This window comes from Mesorhizobium sp. WSM1386 (assembly GCF_055901595.1).
The window spans coordinates 1876083-1893856 of record NZ_CM148373.1; the positions used below are offsets into that span (position 1 = coordinate 1876083).

At 63.3% G+C, this 17774-nt stretch carries 17 protein-coding genes; 2 read left to right on the top strand and 15 right to left on the bottom strand.

What is annotated here, in order from left to right; all coding sequences use genetic code 11:
- Nucleotides 1–26: 26 nt before the first annotated feature.
- The 13 genes from AC0NIH_RS09225 to AC0NIH_RS09285 form a co-directional block, all read right to left on the bottom strand.
- Complete coding sequence (locus tag AC0NIH_RS09225) at nt 27–344, bottom strand: Dabb family protein (protein ID WP_023765848.1); 318 nt, start codon at nt 342–344, stop codon at nt 27–29.
- Between the two features lie 9 nt (nt 345–353).
- Nucleotides 354–1982, bottom strand: coding sequence for a GMC family oxidoreductase (locus AC0NIH_RS09230; RefSeq protein ID WP_473464956.1), 1629 nt, complete (start codon nt 1980–1982; stop codon nt 354–356).
- Between the two features lie 12 nt (nt 1983–1994).
- Nucleotides 1995–2756, bottom strand: a complete 762-nt coding sequence (locus AC0NIH_RS09235; protein ID WP_023778548.1) for a 3-ketoacyl-ACP reductase — start codon at nt 2754–2756, stop codon at nt 1995–1997.
- Entirely contained in the window at nt 2753–4252 is a 1500-nt protein-coding gene (locus AC0NIH_RS09240) for a GMC oxidoreductase (RefSeq protein ID WP_473464959.1), read from the bottom strand. Before AC0NIH_RS09240 ends, AC0NIH_RS09235 begins: the two co-directional genes overlap by 4 nt.
- Before the next feature lie 5 nt (nt 4253–4257).
- The gene (locus AC0NIH_RS09245; RefSeq protein ID WP_224730252.1) at nt 4258–5373 is read right to left on the bottom strand and encodes an ABC transporter ATP-binding protein; all 1116 of its coding nucleotides are present in this window, start codon (nt 5371–5373) and stop codon (nt 4258–4260) included.
- Between the two features lie 4 nt (nt 5374–5377).
- Nucleotides 5378–6322: a carbohydrate ABC transporter permease gene (locus AC0NIH_RS09250; RefSeq protein WP_473464962.1), complete on the bottom strand. Its 945-nt coding sequence runs from the start codon at nt 6320–6322 to the stop codon at nt 5378–5380.
- The gene (locus tag AC0NIH_RS09255; protein ID WP_224686301.1) at nt 6319–7275 is read right to left on the bottom strand and encodes a carbohydrate ABC transporter permease; all 957 of its coding nucleotides are present in this window, start codon (nt 7273–7275) and stop codon (nt 6319–6321) included. The genes AC0NIH_RS09250 and AC0NIH_RS09255 overlap by 4 nt, the downstream gene beginning before the upstream one ends.
- 153 nt (nt 7276–7428) lie before the next feature.
- A complete protein-coding gene (locus AC0NIH_RS09260; RefSeq protein ID WP_224686300.1) occupies nt 7429–8682 on the bottom strand; it encodes an ABC transporter substrate-binding protein in 1254 nt (417 codons plus the stop codon).
- A gap of 58 nt (nt 8683–8740) precedes the next feature.
- A complete protein-coding gene (locus AC0NIH_RS09265) occupies nt 8741–10252 on the bottom strand; it encodes an aldehyde dehydrogenase family protein (protein WP_473464965.1) in 1512 nt (503 codons plus the stop codon).
- Between the two features lie 15 nt (nt 10253–10267).
- The gene (locus tag AC0NIH_RS09270; RefSeq protein ID WP_473464967.1) at nt 10268–11044 is read right to left on the bottom strand and encodes an enoyl-CoA hydratase/isomerase family protein; all 777 of its coding nucleotides are present in this window, start codon (nt 11042–11044) and stop codon (nt 10268–10270) included.
- A complete protein-coding gene (locus AC0NIH_RS09275) occupies nt 11037–12587 on the bottom strand; it encodes an acyl CoA:acetate/3-ketoacid CoA transferase (RefSeq protein WP_474025260.1) in 1551 nt (516 codons plus the stop codon). Before AC0NIH_RS09275 ends, AC0NIH_RS09270 begins: the two co-directional genes overlap by 8 nt.
- 47 nt (nt 12588–12634) lie before the next feature.
- The gene (locus tag AC0NIH_RS09280) at nt 12635–13651 is read right to left on the bottom strand and encodes a Gfo/Idh/MocA family protein (protein ID WP_352712353.1); all 1017 of its coding nucleotides are present in this window, start codon (nt 13649–13651) and stop codon (nt 12635–12637) included.
- Nucleotides 13648–14706 (bottom strand): LacI family DNA-binding transcriptional regulator, encoded by a 1059-nt coding sequence (locus tag AC0NIH_RS09285; protein ID WP_023765836.1) that lies wholly within the window; start codon nt 14704–14706, stop codon nt 13648–13650. The genes AC0NIH_RS09280 and AC0NIH_RS09285 overlap by 4 nt, the downstream gene beginning before the upstream one ends.
- A gap of 239 nt (nt 14707–14945) precedes the next feature.
- Between AC0NIH_RS09285 and AC0NIH_RS09290 the strand changes: the two genes are divergently transcribed.
- The gene (locus AC0NIH_RS09290; RefSeq protein ID WP_473464974.1) at nt 14946–16100 is read left to right on the top strand and encodes a dihydrodipicolinate synthase family protein; all 1155 of its coding nucleotides are present in this window, start codon (nt 14946–14948) and stop codon (nt 16098–16100) included.
- 205 nt (nt 16101–16305) lie between these two features.
- Nucleotides 16306–16521, top strand: a complete 216-nt coding sequence (locus AC0NIH_RS09295; protein WP_473464976.1) for a hypothetical protein — start codon at nt 16306–16308, stop codon at nt 16519–16521.
- A gap of 393 nt (nt 16522–16914) precedes the next feature.
- Here the strand turns inward: AC0NIH_RS09295 and AC0NIH_RS09300 are convergent, their stop codons facing one another.
- Entirely contained in the window at nt 16915–17124 is a 210-nt protein-coding gene (locus AC0NIH_RS09300) for a hypothetical protein (protein ID WP_473464979.1), read from the bottom strand.
- Between the two features lie 385 nt (nt 17125–17509).
- Nucleotides 17510–17731, bottom strand: a complete 222-nt coding sequence (locus tag AC0NIH_RS09305) for a hypothetical protein (RefSeq protein ID WP_023765831.1) — start codon at nt 17729–17731, stop codon at nt 17510–17512.
- Nucleotides 17732–17774 lie beyond the last annotated feature (43 nt).

Genomic DNA, 17774 nt, shown 5'->3' on the forward strand with positions numbered 1-17774 from the left:
CAGCCGGCCTTCGAAAGGCTAAGCGGTCACTTTTTCGTAAGCTCGAGGTCGAAGACCATCAATCCGTCGGTGCCGCCTTCGAGTGCGGCGACCAGCCGGGCCCCGGCCCGCTGATGCGCTTCATGCACCAGATAGGCGTCGCGCGCCGCGGCATCGCGGAAATCGATGGTGAAGCCATGGCTGAAGCCGCGCGCAAACGGCTCCGGGCTGACATTGGCACTGAAATGGACGGTGTCCATGCCGTCGATCACCTGGCGCAACGCCTCGAGGTCGGCATGGATCGCCTTGTGTTCACCGACACCGACATCATTGCGGAATTTGACGAAGACACAGTGCCTGATCATCTTTTGCTCCTAAGCAGCCCGGTTGCCGGAAAACACAGCTGGCGGCAAGGGCTCGCGGCCGAGTATCAGGTCGGCACCCTTTTCGCCGACCATGATGGTCGGCGCGTTGGTGTTGGAGGAGGGCACCCGCGGCATCACCGACGCATCGCAGACACGCAATCCCTCGATGCCGCGCAGCCGCAGGTCAGGCGTCACCACCGCCATCTTATCATGGCCCATGCGACAGGTGCCGACCGGGTGATGATCGGTCTTGGAGCTGCGGCAGGCGTAGTCGAAGAGCTCGTCGTCGTTGGTGAGCGAAGGGCCGGGCAGCACCTCGCGCAGCACGTAAGGGGCAAGCGCCTTCTGCCGCATGATCTCGCGCGCGAGCCTCAAGCCCTTGATCGACATGGCGCGGTCATAGGGATCGGACCAGTAGTTCGGATCGATCAGCGGATGGTCGCCCGGGTCGGCGCTCTTCAGGCGGACCGTGCCGCGCGAGCGCGGCCGCAGGAAGGCCGAGTTCAAGGTGACGCCGGGATTGTTCAGCTTCTCGACGCCGGCCTCGATGCCTGAGCCCAGGCCGAGATGGAACTGGATGTCGGGCGAGGCGGCCGTGGGGTCGGCGTACCAGAAGCCGCCGGTCTCGAACAGGCTCGAGGCAACCGGCCCCTTTTTCAAAAGCAGATACTGCAGGCCGGCCCAGGCGGTGCGGTGCAGCTTGGCGTAATTGTCATAGGTGTGGTCGCCGGTGCACTCGGCGATGACGAACAGATCGAGATGGTCCTGCATGTTGGAGCCGACGCCGGGCAGGTCGTGCACCGGCGTGATGCCGACCGACTTCAGATGGTCCGCTGGGCCGATGCCCGATTGCATCAGCAGCTTCGGCGACCCGATGGCGCCGGACGAGACGATCACCTCGCGCTCGGCGTGCAAGATTTTCTTCTCGCCGCCTGGCCTGTCGACGATCTCGACGCCGATGGCGCAACTGTTCTCGACGACGATGCGGGTCACCAGCACATCAGTCCTGACGGTCAGATTCTTGCGGGCGCGGATCGGCTTGAGATAGGCCACCGAAGCGGAGGAACGCCGGGCATCTTTCTGGGTTAGCTGGTAGTAGCCGACGCCTTCTTGGGCAGCGCCGTTGAAGTCCGGATTGAAGGGGATGCCCATCTCCTGGCCGGCGCGGAAATAGGCCTCGCAGATCGGCAGCGGCGAAATCGGGTTCGACACGCCGAGCGGGCCTTGGTCGCCGTGGAAGTCGTTTGCAAAACGCTGGTTGTTCTCGGCGCGCTTGAAGTAGGGCAGCACGTCGCGATAACCCCAGCCGGCGAGGCCCTCCTCCTTCTCCCAGGCGTCGTAGTCGCGGGCATTGCCGCGCGTGTAGATCTGGGCGTTGATGGAGGAACCGCCGCCGATCACCTTGGCCTGCGTGTACCAGAAGACACGGTCCTTCATATGCTTTTGCGGCACGGTCGACCAGCCCCAGGACGCGATGCCCTTGGTCATCTTGGCGAAGCCTGCCGGCATATGGATATAGGGATGCCAGTCCTTGCCGCCGGCCTCCAGCAGCAGCACGGAATTTCCCGGATCCTCGCTCAACCTGTTGGCCAGAACGCAGCCGGCCGGACCGGCACCCACGATGATGTAGTCGGTCATGACACTGTCCACTTACAGCCGCGGCACGGACAGCGCGCCGTCGACATTGATGATCGAGCCGGTCGAAAAGCCGAGCTTACCGGCGGCAAGCGTCGCCACCACCGCGCCGATGTCGGATGCTTCGCCCCAGCGTTTTGCCGGCACCAGACCGCTGTCGATCAAGGCATCGTATCTGGCGGTCACGCCTGCGGTCATGTCGGTGCGGATGATGCCCGGCCGCAGCTCGAACACGCCGATGTTTTCCGGTGCGAGCCTGAGCGCAAGGTTCTTCACCCACATCGAAAGCCCGGCCTTCGAGATGCAGTAGTCCGACCGTTCGGGTGAGGCCATTTCGGCGCTGACCGAGGTGATGGTGATGATCGACCGGGGGTGTTCGCCCGGCGTGGCCAGCATCGCCTTGGCGACGGCCTGGCTGAGGAACACCGTGCCGCGCAGGTTGATGCCGAGCGTGCGGTCGAAATTCTCCGGTTTCAGATCCAGCAAATCGCCGCGCACGACGGCGCCGACGCCGGCATTGTTGACGAGGCAGTCGATGCGGCCGAAGGCACGTAGCGCGACATCGACAAGTGCTGTGTGGGTGTCGAGATCTGCGATGTCGCATTGGGTGTAGCCGAATTTCGCGCCGCGCTCGATGATGTCGGTCGCGAGTCCGTCGGGGGCTTGTTCGGCAAGGTCGGCGACCAGAATGTCAAAGCCGGCATCGGCAAGCGCCTGGGCACAGGCAAGGCCGATGCCGCGCGCGCCGCCGGTGATGATCGCGGCCGGGCGGGTCATTGGAGGCTGGCCTTGCGGATGTGGTCGGCGACACGCAGCGCCTGTGCGGCAATCGACAGTGCCGGATTAACCGCCGCCGAGTTCGGCAAAAAACTGCCGTCGACGACGAACAGGTTCTGGTGGTCGAACGAGCGGCAGAACGGATCGAGCGGCGCGATCGCCGGATCGTCGCCCATCTTGACCGTGCCGCACTGATGCGAGGGGGTGCGCTTGTCGAAGGGGCGCGAGAGCACGATGGGGTAACCGCAGGCGCGGAAGTTTTCGCGCATCACCTTGGTCAGACCGTCGAGGGACTGCATGTTGGAGCGCCGCCACTGCATGACGATGTCCTTGCCGTCGACCATGATGCGGCTTTCCGGATCGGGCAGGTCCTCGCACATCAGGTACCAGTCGATGGCGTGACCGGCCATGAAGTCGAGCGCGAATTTCGGCATCGACTTCACGTTGGCCTTCAGCATATTGCAGTCGATCTTGCCGAGCAGCTGGACATTGCCCAGAGGTTTGCCGCCCTTGCCGTCGGACAGGTAGTAGTCGTTCAGCATCAGTGTCTTCTGGTAGACGGCATCGTTGCGGCGGCGCGGATCGATCGCCAGCATGGCGCTCGAATTGTGGTTCATGAAATTGCGGCCGACCTGGTCGGAACGGTTCGCGAGGCCTTTGCCATCGGAAGACGGCGAGCGCAGCAGGATAACGGCGGAATTGACCGCGCCGGCGGACAGGATCACCAGCTTCGGCGCGACCTTTTTCAGCTCACCATTTTGCCGATAATGGATGGCGGCAATGGTTTTGCCATCGACCGAGGTCTCCAGGTACTCGACACAACAGCCGGTCTCAAGCCGGATGTTGGTGTCCGTCAGCGCCGCCGTCAGCGGTCCGGTCTGCGCGTCGATCTTGCCCTGGCCGGTGTTGGGAAACGCGTCCCAGCCAGTCTTGCCTTCCTTCAACCAGGTGTCGATGTCGACGCCGAGCGGCAGCGAGGCGGGATGCAGGCCCAACCCCTTGAGCTCGGCGCGGGCGCGGGCGATCGGCGCCTCGTCGGGCACCGGCTCATAGGCATAGGGGACCGAATGGAACGGCTCGGTCGGATCTTCGCCCAGTGCGCCGCGGACGCGAAACAGCTGCTCGGCCTTGGAATACCAGGGCTCGAACTCGTCATAGGAAAACGGCCAGGCCGGCGAGACGCCGCCGAAATGTTCCATGGCCGAGAAATCTTCTTTGCGATAGCGGATCAGCACTGCGCCGTAGAATTTCGAATTGCCGCCGACATAGTAGTAATTACCGGGGTTGAAGGCCGCTCCACCGGCCTCGCGCCACATCTCCTTCGGCCGGTAGTGGCCGTCGACGAAGATGGAACGCGTATCGCGCGCATGCGGCGTTGCCGGCAAGGGCTCGCCGCGCTCCAGCATCAGGATCGAGGCGCCGCTGCCTGCCAGGCCGGAAGCGATTGTCGAGCCGCCAATGCCGGAGCCGATGATGACGATATCGGGATTTGTCATTTCGCTCAGAGGATGCGGTTTTCGGTCGCCGGATCGAAGAACACCGCCTTGGTCAGATTGAAGGCGAGCGGCGTGCTGGTGCCCGGCTGGATGTTGGCGTCCGCGCGCAGCCGCGCCACCACGCCCTTGCCGCCAAGATTGGTGACGGCGAAAGTGTCGGAGCCGGCCGGCTCGACCACTTCGATGTGCAGGTCGGCGGTGGCGATGTTCGAGGCGTTTCGCTCGGCGCCCTCCGGATCGGTCAGTGCCTCCGGGCGGACGCCGAAGATGATCGGCTTGCCCTGGAAAGCCGACAGGCCCGCCGGGGCATTGGCCATCGGCAAGGTAATGGGCTCGCGCGCCTCGCGCTGCAGCACGACGGACAGTGCATTGCCTGAGGTGGCGATGGTCGCCGGGATCAGGTTCATCGCCGGCGAGCCCATGAAGTCGGCGACGAACAAATTGCTGGGGTTGTTGTAGATCTCGGCCGGCGTGCCGAACTGCTGCACCTCGCCGTCGCGCATGACGGCGATCTTGGTCGCCAGCGTCATCGCCTCGATCTGATCGTGGGTGACGTAGACGATTGTGGTGCCGGTGGTGGCATGCAGGCGCTTGATCTCGATGCGCATGTCGACGCGCAGCTTGGCGTCGAGGTTGGACAAAGGCTCGTCGAACAGGAACAGCTTGGGGTCGCGCACCAGCGCCCGCCCCATGGCGACGCGCTGGCGCTGGCCGCCTGAAAGCTGGCTCGGCTTGCGCTGCAGCAGGTGGCCGATCTGCAAAACCTTGGCCACCTTGTCGATCGCCTTCTGGCGCTCCGCCGCCGGCACGCCGCGCATCTCCATGCCAAAGGAGATGTTGCCGGCCACCGTCATGTTCGGATAGAGCGCGTAGCTCTGGAACACCATGGCGATGTCGCGCTTGGAGGGGTGCAGATCGTTGATGGCGCGGCCGTCGACGCGGATTTCACCCGAGGTGATCGTCTCCAGCCCGGCGATGGTGTTGAGCAGCGTGGACTTGCCGCAGCCGGAGGGACCGACCAGCACCAGGAAGCCACCCTTTTCCAGATCGAGGTCAATGCCCTTGAGTATCTCGACCTGGCCGAAGCGCTTCCTCAGACCATCAATTTCCAGAAAAGCCATCGGATCATCCTTTGACGGCGCCGGCCATGAGACCGCGCACGAAATAGCGGCCGGCGAGCACATAGACGAGAAGGGTTGGGAGTGCGGCGATCATCGCCGCCGCCATGTTGACGTTGTATTCGACGACGCCGGTCGAGGTGTTGACGACATTATTGAGCGCCACCGTCATCGGCATCGAGTCGCCGGTGCCGGCATAGGCCGAGGCGAACAGGAAGTCGTTCCAGATGTTGGTGAACTGGTAGATGACGGTGACGACGAAGATCGGCATCGAGTTCGGCAGCATGATGCGGCGGAATATCTGGAAGAAGGACGCCCCATCGACCTGCGCGGCCTTCACCAATTCCGTCGGGAACGCCTCGTAGTAGTTGCGGAAGAACAAGGTGGTGAAGCCGAGGCCGTAGACGACGTGGACGAAGACCAGGTTCACGGTCGGATTGCCGAGGCCGAAGCTGGTCCCGACCGTGTTCTGCAGCGACACGCCGAAGCGGCCGAGGCTGCCGAGGATGGTGGCCATCGGCAACAGCACCGACTGGAACGGGATGAAACAGGCGAACAGCATCAGCCCGAACACCAGCGTCGCGCCGCGGAAACGCCATTTGGTCAGCACGTAGCCGTTCAGCGCCCCGAGCATCGTCGAGATGATGACGGCCGGAACCACCATCTTGATGGAGTTCCAGAAATAGCCCTTGATGCCGGCGCAGGTGAGGCCGACGCAGGTCTCGCCCCAGGCTTTCAGCCAGGGCTCGAAGGTTGGCGCCTTGGGCAGCGCCAGCATGTTGCCGTTCTGGATCTCGTCCATGGTCTTGAACGAGGTGACCAGCATGACGAACAGCGGCATCAGGTAGAACAGCGCGAACAGCGCCAGCAACCCGTAGATGACGATGCGGTTGACGAGTTTGACATTGACGCCGCCGGAAGCCTGGCGGGCGGGACTGGTGACGGCGCTCATCGCGGCTTCTCCCGCAGTTCGGAATAGAGATAGGGCACGATGATGGCGACGATGGTCATCAGCATGATCACCGCACTTGCCGAGCCGACGGCCATCTCGTTGCGCTTGAAGGTGTACTCGTACATGAAGTTGGACGGCAGCCAGGCCGAGCCGCCGGGTCCGCCGGAGGTCAGCGCCACGACAAGGTCATAGGACTTGATGGCAAGGTGGGCGAGCACGATGAAGGCCGACAGGAAGATCGGCCGCAGCAGCGGAATGACGATGCGGCGATAGAGCTGGAAGGTGGTGGCGCCGTCGATCTGCGCCGCCTTCATGATCTCGCCGTCGATGCCGCGCAGGCCGGCCAGGAACATCGCCATGATGAAGCCGGAAGCCTGCCAGACGCCGGCAATGACCACGGTGTAGATGACGAAATCCTTGTTCTTGATCCAGTCGAAATGGAAGCTCGTCCAGCCCCACTGGTGCAACGTCTGCTCGAGGCCAAGACCCGGATCGAGGAACCATTTCCAGGCGACGCCGGTGACGATGAAGGACAGCGCCATGGGATAGAGGTAGATGGGGCGCAGCACGCCTTCGCCGCGGATCTTCTGGTCGAGCAGGATGGCCAGGAACAGACCGAGCGCCAGGCAGATCAGGATATAGAGAAAGCCGAAAATGCCCATATTGGTGATCGACGTGTACCAGCTCGAAGGCGGGTCGGTGTCGAAGGTCCAGCCCCACAGCCGCTGATAGGCGCGCGAGCCGGTGATGACATAGGACGGGAAGGTCTTGGAGTTGGTGAAGGACAGATAGATCGTCCACAGGATGAAGCCGTATACGAAGACGATGGTGATGGCGAAGCTCGGCGCCAGCACGATCTTGGGCAATGCGTCCTGCAGGCGCGAGCGCACCGAGGCGCGTGGCCTGGCGTGCTCCGGCGTCAGCTTGATCTGGCTTGTCGCTACCGTGCTCATGAGCTCCTCCCGCTTTGGGTCGTCCGTGCTCTGCCGTCAGGCGGCAAGGCGGCCCGTGCATACGGGTCTTCGGTCGGCATGGTATTGAGCCGGCCAATCGTTGAGATAAAACCTTCCCCGCCGAAGCGGGGAAGATGTTTTCGGGCGTTGCGCTTACTTGGCGTCGTCGATCGCCTTGACCAGCTCGGCCACGGCTTCGTCGGAGGTCTTGATCTGACCATGGACGAACTTCGACACGACGTCCTTGTAGGCATTGGCGACCGCCGGCGGCGCGCCGTAGCCCTGGGCCAGCGAACCGAACAGCGTGCCGCCTTCATTGGCGGCCTTCAGGTCGGCGATGCCCTTCTTGCCGCAAGCGTCGAAGTCGGTGTCCGGAACGTCGGTACGAGCCGGAACCGAACCCTTGACGACATTGAAGGCCGACTGGAAGCTCTTCGACAGGGTGGCAGTGGCCAGTGCGACCTGGGCGGCCTTGCGGTCGTCCGGAACGTTGAACATGCCGAACATGTCGGAGTTGTAGACCACTGAGCCTTCCGTGCCCGGGAAGCGATAGCACAGGAAGTCGGTGCCCGGTGTTTTCTTGGCGGCATTGAACTCGCCCTTGGCCCAGTCGCCCATGACCTGCACCAGGGCATCGCCCTTGATGACCATGGCGGTGGCAAGGTTCCAGTCGCGGCCCGAGAAGTTCGGGTCGACATAGGTGACGAGCTTGGCGAGGTTGTCGAACGACTTCTTCATCGTGTCGGACTTGAGCGACGCGTCGTCGAGGTCGTTGAAGGCCTTCTTGTAGAACTCAGGTCCGCCGGTCGACAGCACGACCGAGTCGAACATGGTGGCTTCCTGCCAGTTCTGGCCGCCGAGAGCGAGCGGGATCACGCCTGCCGCCTTGGCCTTGTCGAGCAGCGCAACGAAGTCGTCGAAAGTCTTCGGCTCGGTGCCGCCGATCTTGTCCATGACGGCCTTGTTGATCCACAGCCAGTTGACCGAGTGGACGTTGACCGGAGCCGCGACCCACTTGCCGTCATAGACCGAGAATTTCTGCAGGGCCGCCGGAACCGACTTGTCCCAGCCTTCCTTCTTCGCTGTCTCGGTCAGGTCGCCCATGACACCGGCAGCCGCATAGTCGAGCACGGTGTAGCCGAGCATCTGCGAGGCGGTCGGGTAGTTGCCCGCCGCGACCATCGCCTTCAGCGCGGTCATGGCAGCGTCGCCGCCACCACCGGCCACCGGCACGTCCTTCCAGGCATAGCCTTCCTTGGCCAGATCGCCCTTGAGGACGTTGAGGGCAGCCGCTTCGCCGCCCGACGTCCACCAATGCAGCATCTGAACTTCCTTGACGTCCTCGGCATGGGCCGCGAAAGCGAGCCCCGATGCGAGAGCCGTTCCGATAAGCAGTTTGCGCAACATGTACTTCCTCCCTTGTTGCATTACACGACCGGTGGAAGCCCACCGGGTTCTTCCCAACTCAGCCGACCCACCATCCGGTGCGCTGGCCGCGATGAAACTGGATTGTCTTTTCCTCGGTATAATCCTCGACGGCGCGCTTGCCGAGTTCGCGTCCGAGACCGGACTGCTTGTAGCCCCCGAAAGGCAGCTCGGGATAACCTTCCATGAATGTGTTCACCCAAACCGTCCCCGAACGCACCCCACGCGCTACCGACATGCATGTGTCGATGCTGGCGCTCCACACGCCCGCTGACAAACCATAGGGCGTGTTGTTGGCGATGTGCAACGCCTTTTCAATCGATTCAAAAGTCAGCACGGAGAGCACCGGGCCGAACACTTCCTCGCGCGCGATGGCCATGTCATCGGTGACGCCGCGGATGATGGTCGGGTCGAGATATTGGCCGGCATTGGAGGCCAATTGCTTGCCGCCGCTGTAGACGCTGCTGCCGTCGCTTGCCGCTGCCGTAACGTAACCGGTCACCTTGGCCAGGTGGTCCGACGAGATCATCGCACCGACCTTGGTTCGGTCGTCGAGCGGATCGCCGACTGTCACCTTGGCCGTAAGTGCCTTCACGGCGGCCAGAAAATCGTCGGCGATCGCCTCGTGAACGATCAGCCGGCTGCCGGCATTGCAGCATTCGCCGGCATTGAAGAAGCCGCCGAACACCACCGCGTCGGCCGCGGCTTCGAGGTCGGCGTCGGGGAAGACGATCTGGCCGTTCTTGCCTCCGAGCTCCATCGAGACCTTCTTCAGCGACTGCGCGGCGGAAGCCATGGTCATCTTGCCGACGCGGGTGGAGCCGGTGAACGACACCATCTCGACCAGGGGATGGCTGACCATCGGTGCGCCGACATCGCCGCCCAGGCCGGCCAGGATGTTGACGACGCCGGCAGGCACGCCGGCCTCGATCAGGATGTCGCCGAGCACGAAGGTCGAGGCCGAGGTCATTTCGCTCGGCTTGACCACCGCCGTGCAGCCGGCGGCGAGCGCGAAGGGCAGTTTCTGGCTGACGATCAGGAACGGGAAATTCCACGGCGTGATGATCGAGACGACGCCGATCGGTTCGCGCAGCACCACGCCCAGCATCGCGTCGCCGAGATTGGCGTAGCTCTCGCCGTGCAGCGTGCGGGCGAGCGATGCGGCATAGCGCCAGATGTCGACGGCGCCGCCGATCTCGCCGCGGGCCTGAGCGATCGGCTTGCCGGATTCCAGCGCATCGAGACGGGCAATGTCTTCAAGCCGAGCTTCGATCAGGTCGGCCGCCTTGTGCAGGAGCGCGGCGCGTTCGGCCGCCTTCATGCGCGGCCAGGGACCGGTCTCGAACGCCCTGTGCGCGGCTTGCATCGCCGCTTCCACCTCGGCCTCGCCGGCCTGCGCGTAACGCGAAACCGTGAAGCCATGGCCGGGGCTGTTGCGTTCCAGCGTCCTGCCGTCGCGGGCATCGACATGTTTGCCATCGATCAGCAGCCGATAGGTCTTCGGCGCTGCCGAGGCCTCGGCGGGCATGGCGATGTTGAGAGGCGCGTTCATCTTGGTCGTGAATCCTCAGGATCTCGAAAATGCCGGCTTCTGCCTGGCCTTGAAGGCGCCGACGCCGGCTTTGAGATCGCCGGTCAGCGCAATGAAGCCGCTGGCCAGCGCTTCGGTCGCGGCGGCACTTTCCTCACCTTCGGCAACCGCGATCATCAGCTTGGCCGCTTCCGTCGCCAGCGGACCGCGCTCGGCGATCTTCTCGGCCCAGGCCTTGGCCTCGGCGAGTGCCTTGCCGGTTTCGACCACTCGATCGACCACGCCCAGGGCCAGCGCTTCAGGAGCAAGGAGAACCTCGCCACCCAACGCCATGCGACGCACCGTCTGAGCGCCGAAACGGCGCACGGCGCGCTGCGTACCGGACCAGCCAGGCACGACGCCGATGGAGGTTTCGGGGAAGCCCAATTTCACCTGTGTTTCCGCGACCCGGAAATCGCAGGCTGCCGCCAGTTCCAGCCCGCCGCCCAGCGCGTGGCCCGACAGCACGGCGACGGTCGGTTGCCGCAGCCGCGCCAGCCGGTCGAAGACGCGGTGGCCGTAGCGCACCCATTGCACCTGGAAATCGGCGGCACTCATGGCGGCCCAGGCCTCGACATCGCCACCGGCACAGAAGCCCTTGCCTTCGCCGCGGATGAGCGCGACGCGAACGTCGTCGGCCGCCTCCGCTTCATCGAGCACTGTTTCGAGCGCGCGAAGCATCGGAATATCCAGCGCGTTGAATTTCTCCGGGCGGCGCAAGGTGACGATGCCGATGGCGCCGTCCTGCTCGAAGGTGACGAGGCGTTCAGCCATGCGCGCCTCCGAGCGAGGCGCCGCCATTGAGTGACAGGCCGATCGGCTGGTCCTGGTAGAGTGCTGACGGCGTCACCTTCAGGTCGTTGGCGACACCGAGCGCGATCTCGGACTGCCCCAGCACATCGCGCTCGAGATCGATGCCCGGCGCCAGTTCCGTCACCATCAGCCCGTCAGGCGTCAGCTTCATTACACAGCGCTCGGTGACATAGGTGATGTCCTGTCCTTGCGCGACCGCGCGCTTGCCGGAGAAGGAGATGTGCTCGACTTCGCCGACGACTTTCTTGACCTTGCCCTCCTGGTCGATGCGGATGCCGCCATCGGCCAATGACAGTTTTGCCCCGGCATTGAAGAAACCCGAGAAAACAATCTTCTTCGCCCGCGCGGTGATGTCGACGAAACCGCCGGCGCCGGCGGTGACGTGCGGCCGCGCCGACAGTTTCGAGACGTTGACCGAGCCATGGCGGTCGATCTGCAGGAAGGAGAGCAGCGAAGCGTCGAAGCCGCCGGCCTGGAAATAGATGAACTGGTGCGGCGAGGGCATGAAGGCGTCGGCATTCGATGAGCAGCCGAACTTGAAGTCGAGCAGCGGCACGCCGCCGACCGCGCCCTGCTCGATCACCCAGGTGACCTTGCCGTGCTGGCCTTCTTCCAGAAGGATGCGCGGAACGTTGGCGGAGATGCCGAAACCGATGTTGACGGCCATGCCGTCGCGCAACTCCATGGCAACACGGCGGGCGATCACCTTCTGGACGTTCATCTCGGCGTTGCGGAAGGTCGACAACGGTCGGAAGATCTCGCCTGATATGGCCGGGTCGTACTGTGTCAGCGTCGTCTGCAACTGGTCGGGCGCGACGATGATGTGGTCGACCAGCACGCCCGGCACCCGCACGTCATGCGGCTTCAGTGTGCCGTTTTCGACGACGCGCTTGACCTGCGCGATAACGACGCCGCCATTGTTGCGGGCGGCGAGTGCCTGTTCGAGGCCGCCGAGATAGGCGCCTTCATGTTCATAGGTGAGGTTGCCGCGCTCATCCGCCGTGGTGGCGCGGATGATCGAGACGTGGGGCACGATCGAGCGGAAATACAGCCATTCCTCGCCGTCGAACTGCTGCACCGAGACGATCGCTTCGCTGGCCGCCGCGTTCATGGCACAGCCCTGATGGCGCGGGTCGGCGAAGGTGTCGAGCCCGACCTTGGTCAGCACGCCCGGCCGCTTGGCGGCGGCTTCGCGGTGCATGTCGAACAGGATGCCGGACGGCACGTTGTAGGCGGCCACCGAATTGTCGCCGATCATCTTCCAGATCTGCGGCGGCTCCGAGGAGGAGGGGCCGGATGGATAGGAGCCGCAGAGCGTGCGCTTCAACAGGCCAGGCTTTGCCAGATGGTCGATGCCCTTGATGCCGTACATGTCGCCCGCGGCGATCGGGTGCAGCGTGGTGATATCTTTCGGATGGCCTTCCCCGTCGAAGCGCTCACCGATGGCGGCGAGCACGGCGTCCGGGCAACCGAGGCCGCTCGACGAGGACACGGATACTGTCATACCATCCTTGATCAGACCGGCTGCCTGCGCCGCTGAAACGACCTTGCTCACTTCATGCTCCCGAGTTTCGGGTCGATCTCGATGGCCTTGCCGGAGCTGGCCGATTGCAATGCCGCCTCGGCCGAGGCGAGGGACCAGATGCCGTCCTCGCCGGTGGCGGCAGGCTGGCCGTCGCCGTGGATCGCGGCATGGAACCGCCGCACGGACCTGACGTAGAGATCCTCGTGGTCGAAGCTCAACTCCTCCTCGCCGCTTGCCGTGCGCAGCATGACCGCGCCGACGGGCTTCTGCGTCATCACATTGCTGGCGATCAGCGAACCTTCCGAGCCATGCACCTCGAAGCCGGTGCCGGCATAGCTGGTGGTAAAGCCTTCATGCGACTGCGCGATGAGGCCGGACTTGAAACGCCAGATGCACATGGCGCCGTCCTCCAGTCCGCTGCCGGCCATGCCGGCGGACTGTGTGAAAGCCGAAACCTCGACCGGATCGTCGCCGAGCACGAAGCGCAGCGTGTCGGCATCATGCACGGTGATGTCGAGCACGACGCCGCCGCCCGCCTCGGGCCTGGCGATGCGCCAACCCTGCAGGTTTTCAGGCAGGTAGACGGCGTGGAAGACACGCGCCGCGATCGGCCTGCCGATGCGGCCGGCAGCGACGGCTTCGCGCATGGCACGATGCGTGCCGGCGTTGCGCAGGTGGTGGTTGGTGCCGAGTACGATGCCAGCCGCCCTGGCGGCGGCAACCATCGTGCGGGCATCGGCACTCGTCAGTGCCAGCGGCTTTTCGCACAGCACGTGCTTGCCTGCCTTGATGGCGGCCAAGGCCTGTTCGAGATGTAGCTCGTTGGTGGTCGAGATGTAGACGGCGTCGATATCCTCGGCGAGGAGCTCGTCAAGCGTCGAAACCGCAACCGCAATGTTGTTTTCCACGGCATAGGCCTGGCCCCGCTCCGGGCTGGAACTCATCACCGCCGCGATCTTGCCATCGGCCTGCACACGGATGGCGTTGACCATGAATTGCCTGGCGATCGTGCTGGCGCCGATCAGCCCCCATTTGAGGCTCATGCGACGCCTCCCGTTCCCGACGACCTGTTTCTGGCGCGGCGGTCCGGACCGCAACTTTCCCTGACCACGAGATTGACCGCGCCGATATGGTCTTCGGCGCGCGTGGTGCGCGACTGGATCATCTTGATCATGACATGGGCGGCGCGTTCGCCGAGGCCGGCGCTGTCCACCGCGACGCTGGTCAGCGCAGGCATGTAGTGTTCGGCTTCCGTCACATCGTCAAAGCCGACGACGGCGAAATCCGGTCCCGGCTCAAGTCCACGCTTGCGCAGCGCCAGCATGGCGCCAAAGGCGACGGCGTCGTTGAAGCACAGGGCCGCGCTCGGCGGTTCAGCCATTGCAAGCGCGGTTTCCAGGCAGGCGATGCCGCCCCGACGGCTTGTCTCACCTTCGATGACGAGCATGTCACGCGTATCTATCCCGAGCGTCTCGCATGCCTCGCGAAAGCCGCCAAGCCGGTCATGATAGACCACGAGGTCGGACGAGCCGCCGAAGAAGGCCAACCGGCGATGCCCCTTGCCGATGAGGTGAGCGGCGGCGAGATAGGCGCCGCGATGATTGTCGGGAGCGATCACCGGAATGCGGCTCTCGGGCAGCCGGCGCATGGCGAAGGCAATCGGAACACCGGCCATTTCCAGCCGCCGGAATGCTCCCGGGGTCGTGCCGCGCGCCGGCGAAACGATGAGCCCGGCGACGCCCTGTTCCATCAGCGATTTCAGTACTTCTTCCTGGCGGACCGGGTTTTCCGCCGTGTTGGCGATGAAGGGCACGATGCCGGCGGACTGGAAGACGCGCTCCATGCCGACCGCCAGTTCGGCGAAGAATGGATTTGTGAGGTCGTTGATGACCATGCCGATGACGTTGGAGTGGGCTTTGCGCAGATTGGCGGCGCCGCGGTTGTAGACATAGCCGACGTCCTCGATCGCCTTGCGCACCTTGACCGCGGTCTCGGGGCGGATCAGTCCGCTGCCCTGGAGAACGAGCGACACCGTCGATTTGGACACGCCCGCCTCGCGGGCGATGTCGAAGATCGTCGCCTTGGCCCGGCTGGCCATCCAGATGCCTCCTCCCAGTTTCCGTCAAATCTATTGGAACGTTCTAATCACCGCTCCAATCGGGAGTCAATCGGGAATTTTTGGATTCCCGAATATCGATAATCTCACGCCGTGGGCCCTGTAATTGCGGGGGCTATCGTGCTGCGTTGCAGCAATACGAGGGAGGTGAACCTCGAATCTCAAAGCTTCTTGATTTATTGGAACGTTCCATTTATTAGCGCGATTACAGGGAGAGATCGATGGACATAGCCTTGCCTGGTGAGGGTGGCCGCAGCAGCCATTATGCGCTTGTCGGACAGCCGGTGTGGCCGATCGTCGGCGCGCGGTTTTCGCGCATCGCCTATGCGGCGGCGCATGTCGTTGCCGATCCGCTCGGGATGACCGATCCATGGTCGCGGCCGGTGGTCGACTGGGAGCGGACGATGGCGTTCCGCCATCATCTGTGGCGGCTCGGCTTCCGTATCGCCGAGGCGATGGATACCTCGCAGCGGGGGATGGGTTTCGACTGGGCAAATGCGCGGGAATTGATCCGCCGCTCGATCGCCGAGGCGCGGACCGTCGAAGGCGCCGAGCTTGCTTCGGGCGCCGGCACCGATCATCTGGCCCCGGCGGCGGCTCGCACACCAGACGATGTCATCGCCGCCTATGAAGAGCAGTTCGCTTTCATCGAAGGCCAGGGCGGCAAGGTGATCATGATGGCGAGCCGGGCACTGGCGGCTGTCGCAAAGGGCCCCGATGACTATGCGCGCGTCTACGACCGCCTTTTGAGCCAAGCGTCCGGCAAGGTGATCCTGCACTGGCTGGGCGACATGTTCGACCCGGCCCTGAAAGGCTATTGGGGCAGCAGCGATTTCGAGACCGCGCTCGATACAGTGGTCGCCATCATCGAGCGTCATGCCGGCAAGGTCGAAGGCATAAAAATCTCGCTGCTCGATGCCGGCAAGGAGGTCGCGCTGCGCAGCCGGCTACCGGATGGGGTCGTGATGTTCACCGGCGACGACTTCAATTATCCCGAACTGATCGCCGGAGACGGCCCTGGTCATTCGCACGCGCTGCTCGGGATTTTCGACGCCATCGCGCCGGCGGCCAACGCCGCCCTAGCGAAACTCGCCGAGGGCGACCGCGCCGGCTATGATGCGCTGATGGCGCCGACGGTGCCGCTGTCGCGAAAGATCTTCGAGGCACCGACCGAATATTACAAGGCCGGCATCGTCTTCATGGCCTGGCTGAACGGCCATCAGGACCATTTCACGATGGTCGGCGGCATGCAGTCGGCGCGCGGCATCCGCCACTATGCCGATATTTTTCGCCTTGCCGACCAGGCAGGCCTGCTGGCCGATCCGGACCTGGCCGTATCCAGGATGAAGAGCCTGTGCGCGGTCGCGGGCATCTGAGCCCAGCGGGATTGACCGGAAGTATCCCTCGCATGGGTTATTTGTGATCTCGACGCCGAGAGCCGCTGCGTGGGCCGCCCGGACGTGGCGTGTACCATTTTAATACAATCCCCAATTGGTAGACTCGTGCGGCGCACCGGCAGTTAATTCCTCCGTCAGGCCAAAAGGAGGGAAAAAGGCCGCCGACAGGGAGAAAACGATGTCTATGCGAAAAGAAGACTATCGAACCAACAAAGCCGACTATGTGATTGCCGCGACGTATGGCCGAATGGACGCGGACGATGACGAGCGCGACGAGTTGCTGGCAAAAGAGAAGTTCCTGCGGCTAAGAGACCGGCGATTCGCCAAATTGGCCGCAAATCCGGCGGAAAGTTCGCCGGGGCCGAAAGCCAGGCCGCGTGGTTACGGCCGCTCGTTCTAGCGCGTTGAATGCATGGTGTGAACGCACGGAAAAGCCCCGCCGACCGGGAGTCAGGCGGGGTTTTCTGAACAGGTTCTTGGGATGTCCAACGATTCTTCAAGTCAAAGCGCTGTCTCTCATCTCGGCCGACGGCTACTACGAGCGGACGGTATCGCTCTCCGACAAGAAGTGAGATCCTGGGCACTTTTCCAGCCATGCGCCGTTTTAATGACCACGCCGGGACGATCGGGCCGATCGCGCTCTGGCGGCCTAAAAAGAACGTCGTTAAAGGCTTCTAGCAAGGCGTCGGCAGATATCAGGCACGACGCGTTCTTTGCCATGTTCCCGCGCTTTGTAACGCAGTACACCAGGCACAGTTGGCGCACTCCTGATCCTTCTTGGCGACCGCCATTGTTAGCGCCCCAACGGCTGTTTCGAAAGCGAGGCGAGTTCGTCCTCGTCGACCACACCCGCCATGTAGTTTGCGATAATGCGGGATGCGATTGCGTCGCGTGCATCGGCCGACTGGTCATCAAGCCTGAGCCTATCAAAGACCCGCCCGAGAAGAGCTATCTCTGAAGCGTCAAAAATACCTACCTCAGTCGCCTTCCGTCGAATCGGCATGATCTTCCTCCCCGAAATTCCTGCAGTGAAACGTGCCGCAAATCTTCCTTTCCGCGCAAGTGCTTAATGCGGTCGGGCTGACCCATTGTGTTGCCGGCCGCTTCATGACCTTCCGCCGGCCCCAAGTGCTTGGATCCGCTTCCACAGTCGGTCTCGGATGGCGCCGCTCGAATTGATGAAAGCCGAACCGCATGCCTGCCCGTCGGCCGATCGGCCATTAGAGCCAATGCCGGCTCGGCCGTTTCGCGCTCGACACCGAGAAGTTCGAATTCGATCGAATAGCATTTCGCCTTCAGTCCGTTGGTTGACGGACCCGCTTCGATATTTGCCATCAAGACGCTTCGTGAGGTTGAGCAATGCCGCTACGGCGGGCGCAGTTGTGCCTTCATATTCCGTGGGTCAGTACAATGTAGATAGCGGGGACTAACATCAACCAGCCGCCCATTCCTAGAACTACCCAAAGAGCAGTGCGCTCGGTTCGTCTGACAAGATCGGCAATATTTTCCTCGTCGGTCAAGGAGACGGCGTCCAGCAACCCAGGCTGATCATTGTCATTCGCAGGGTCGTTCGCGTTGCCGCTTTCATTCGATTTCTGGATCAATGTCATTGTCCTTTGCTCACCAGATAATAGAGGACCCGCCAGCTGCCCT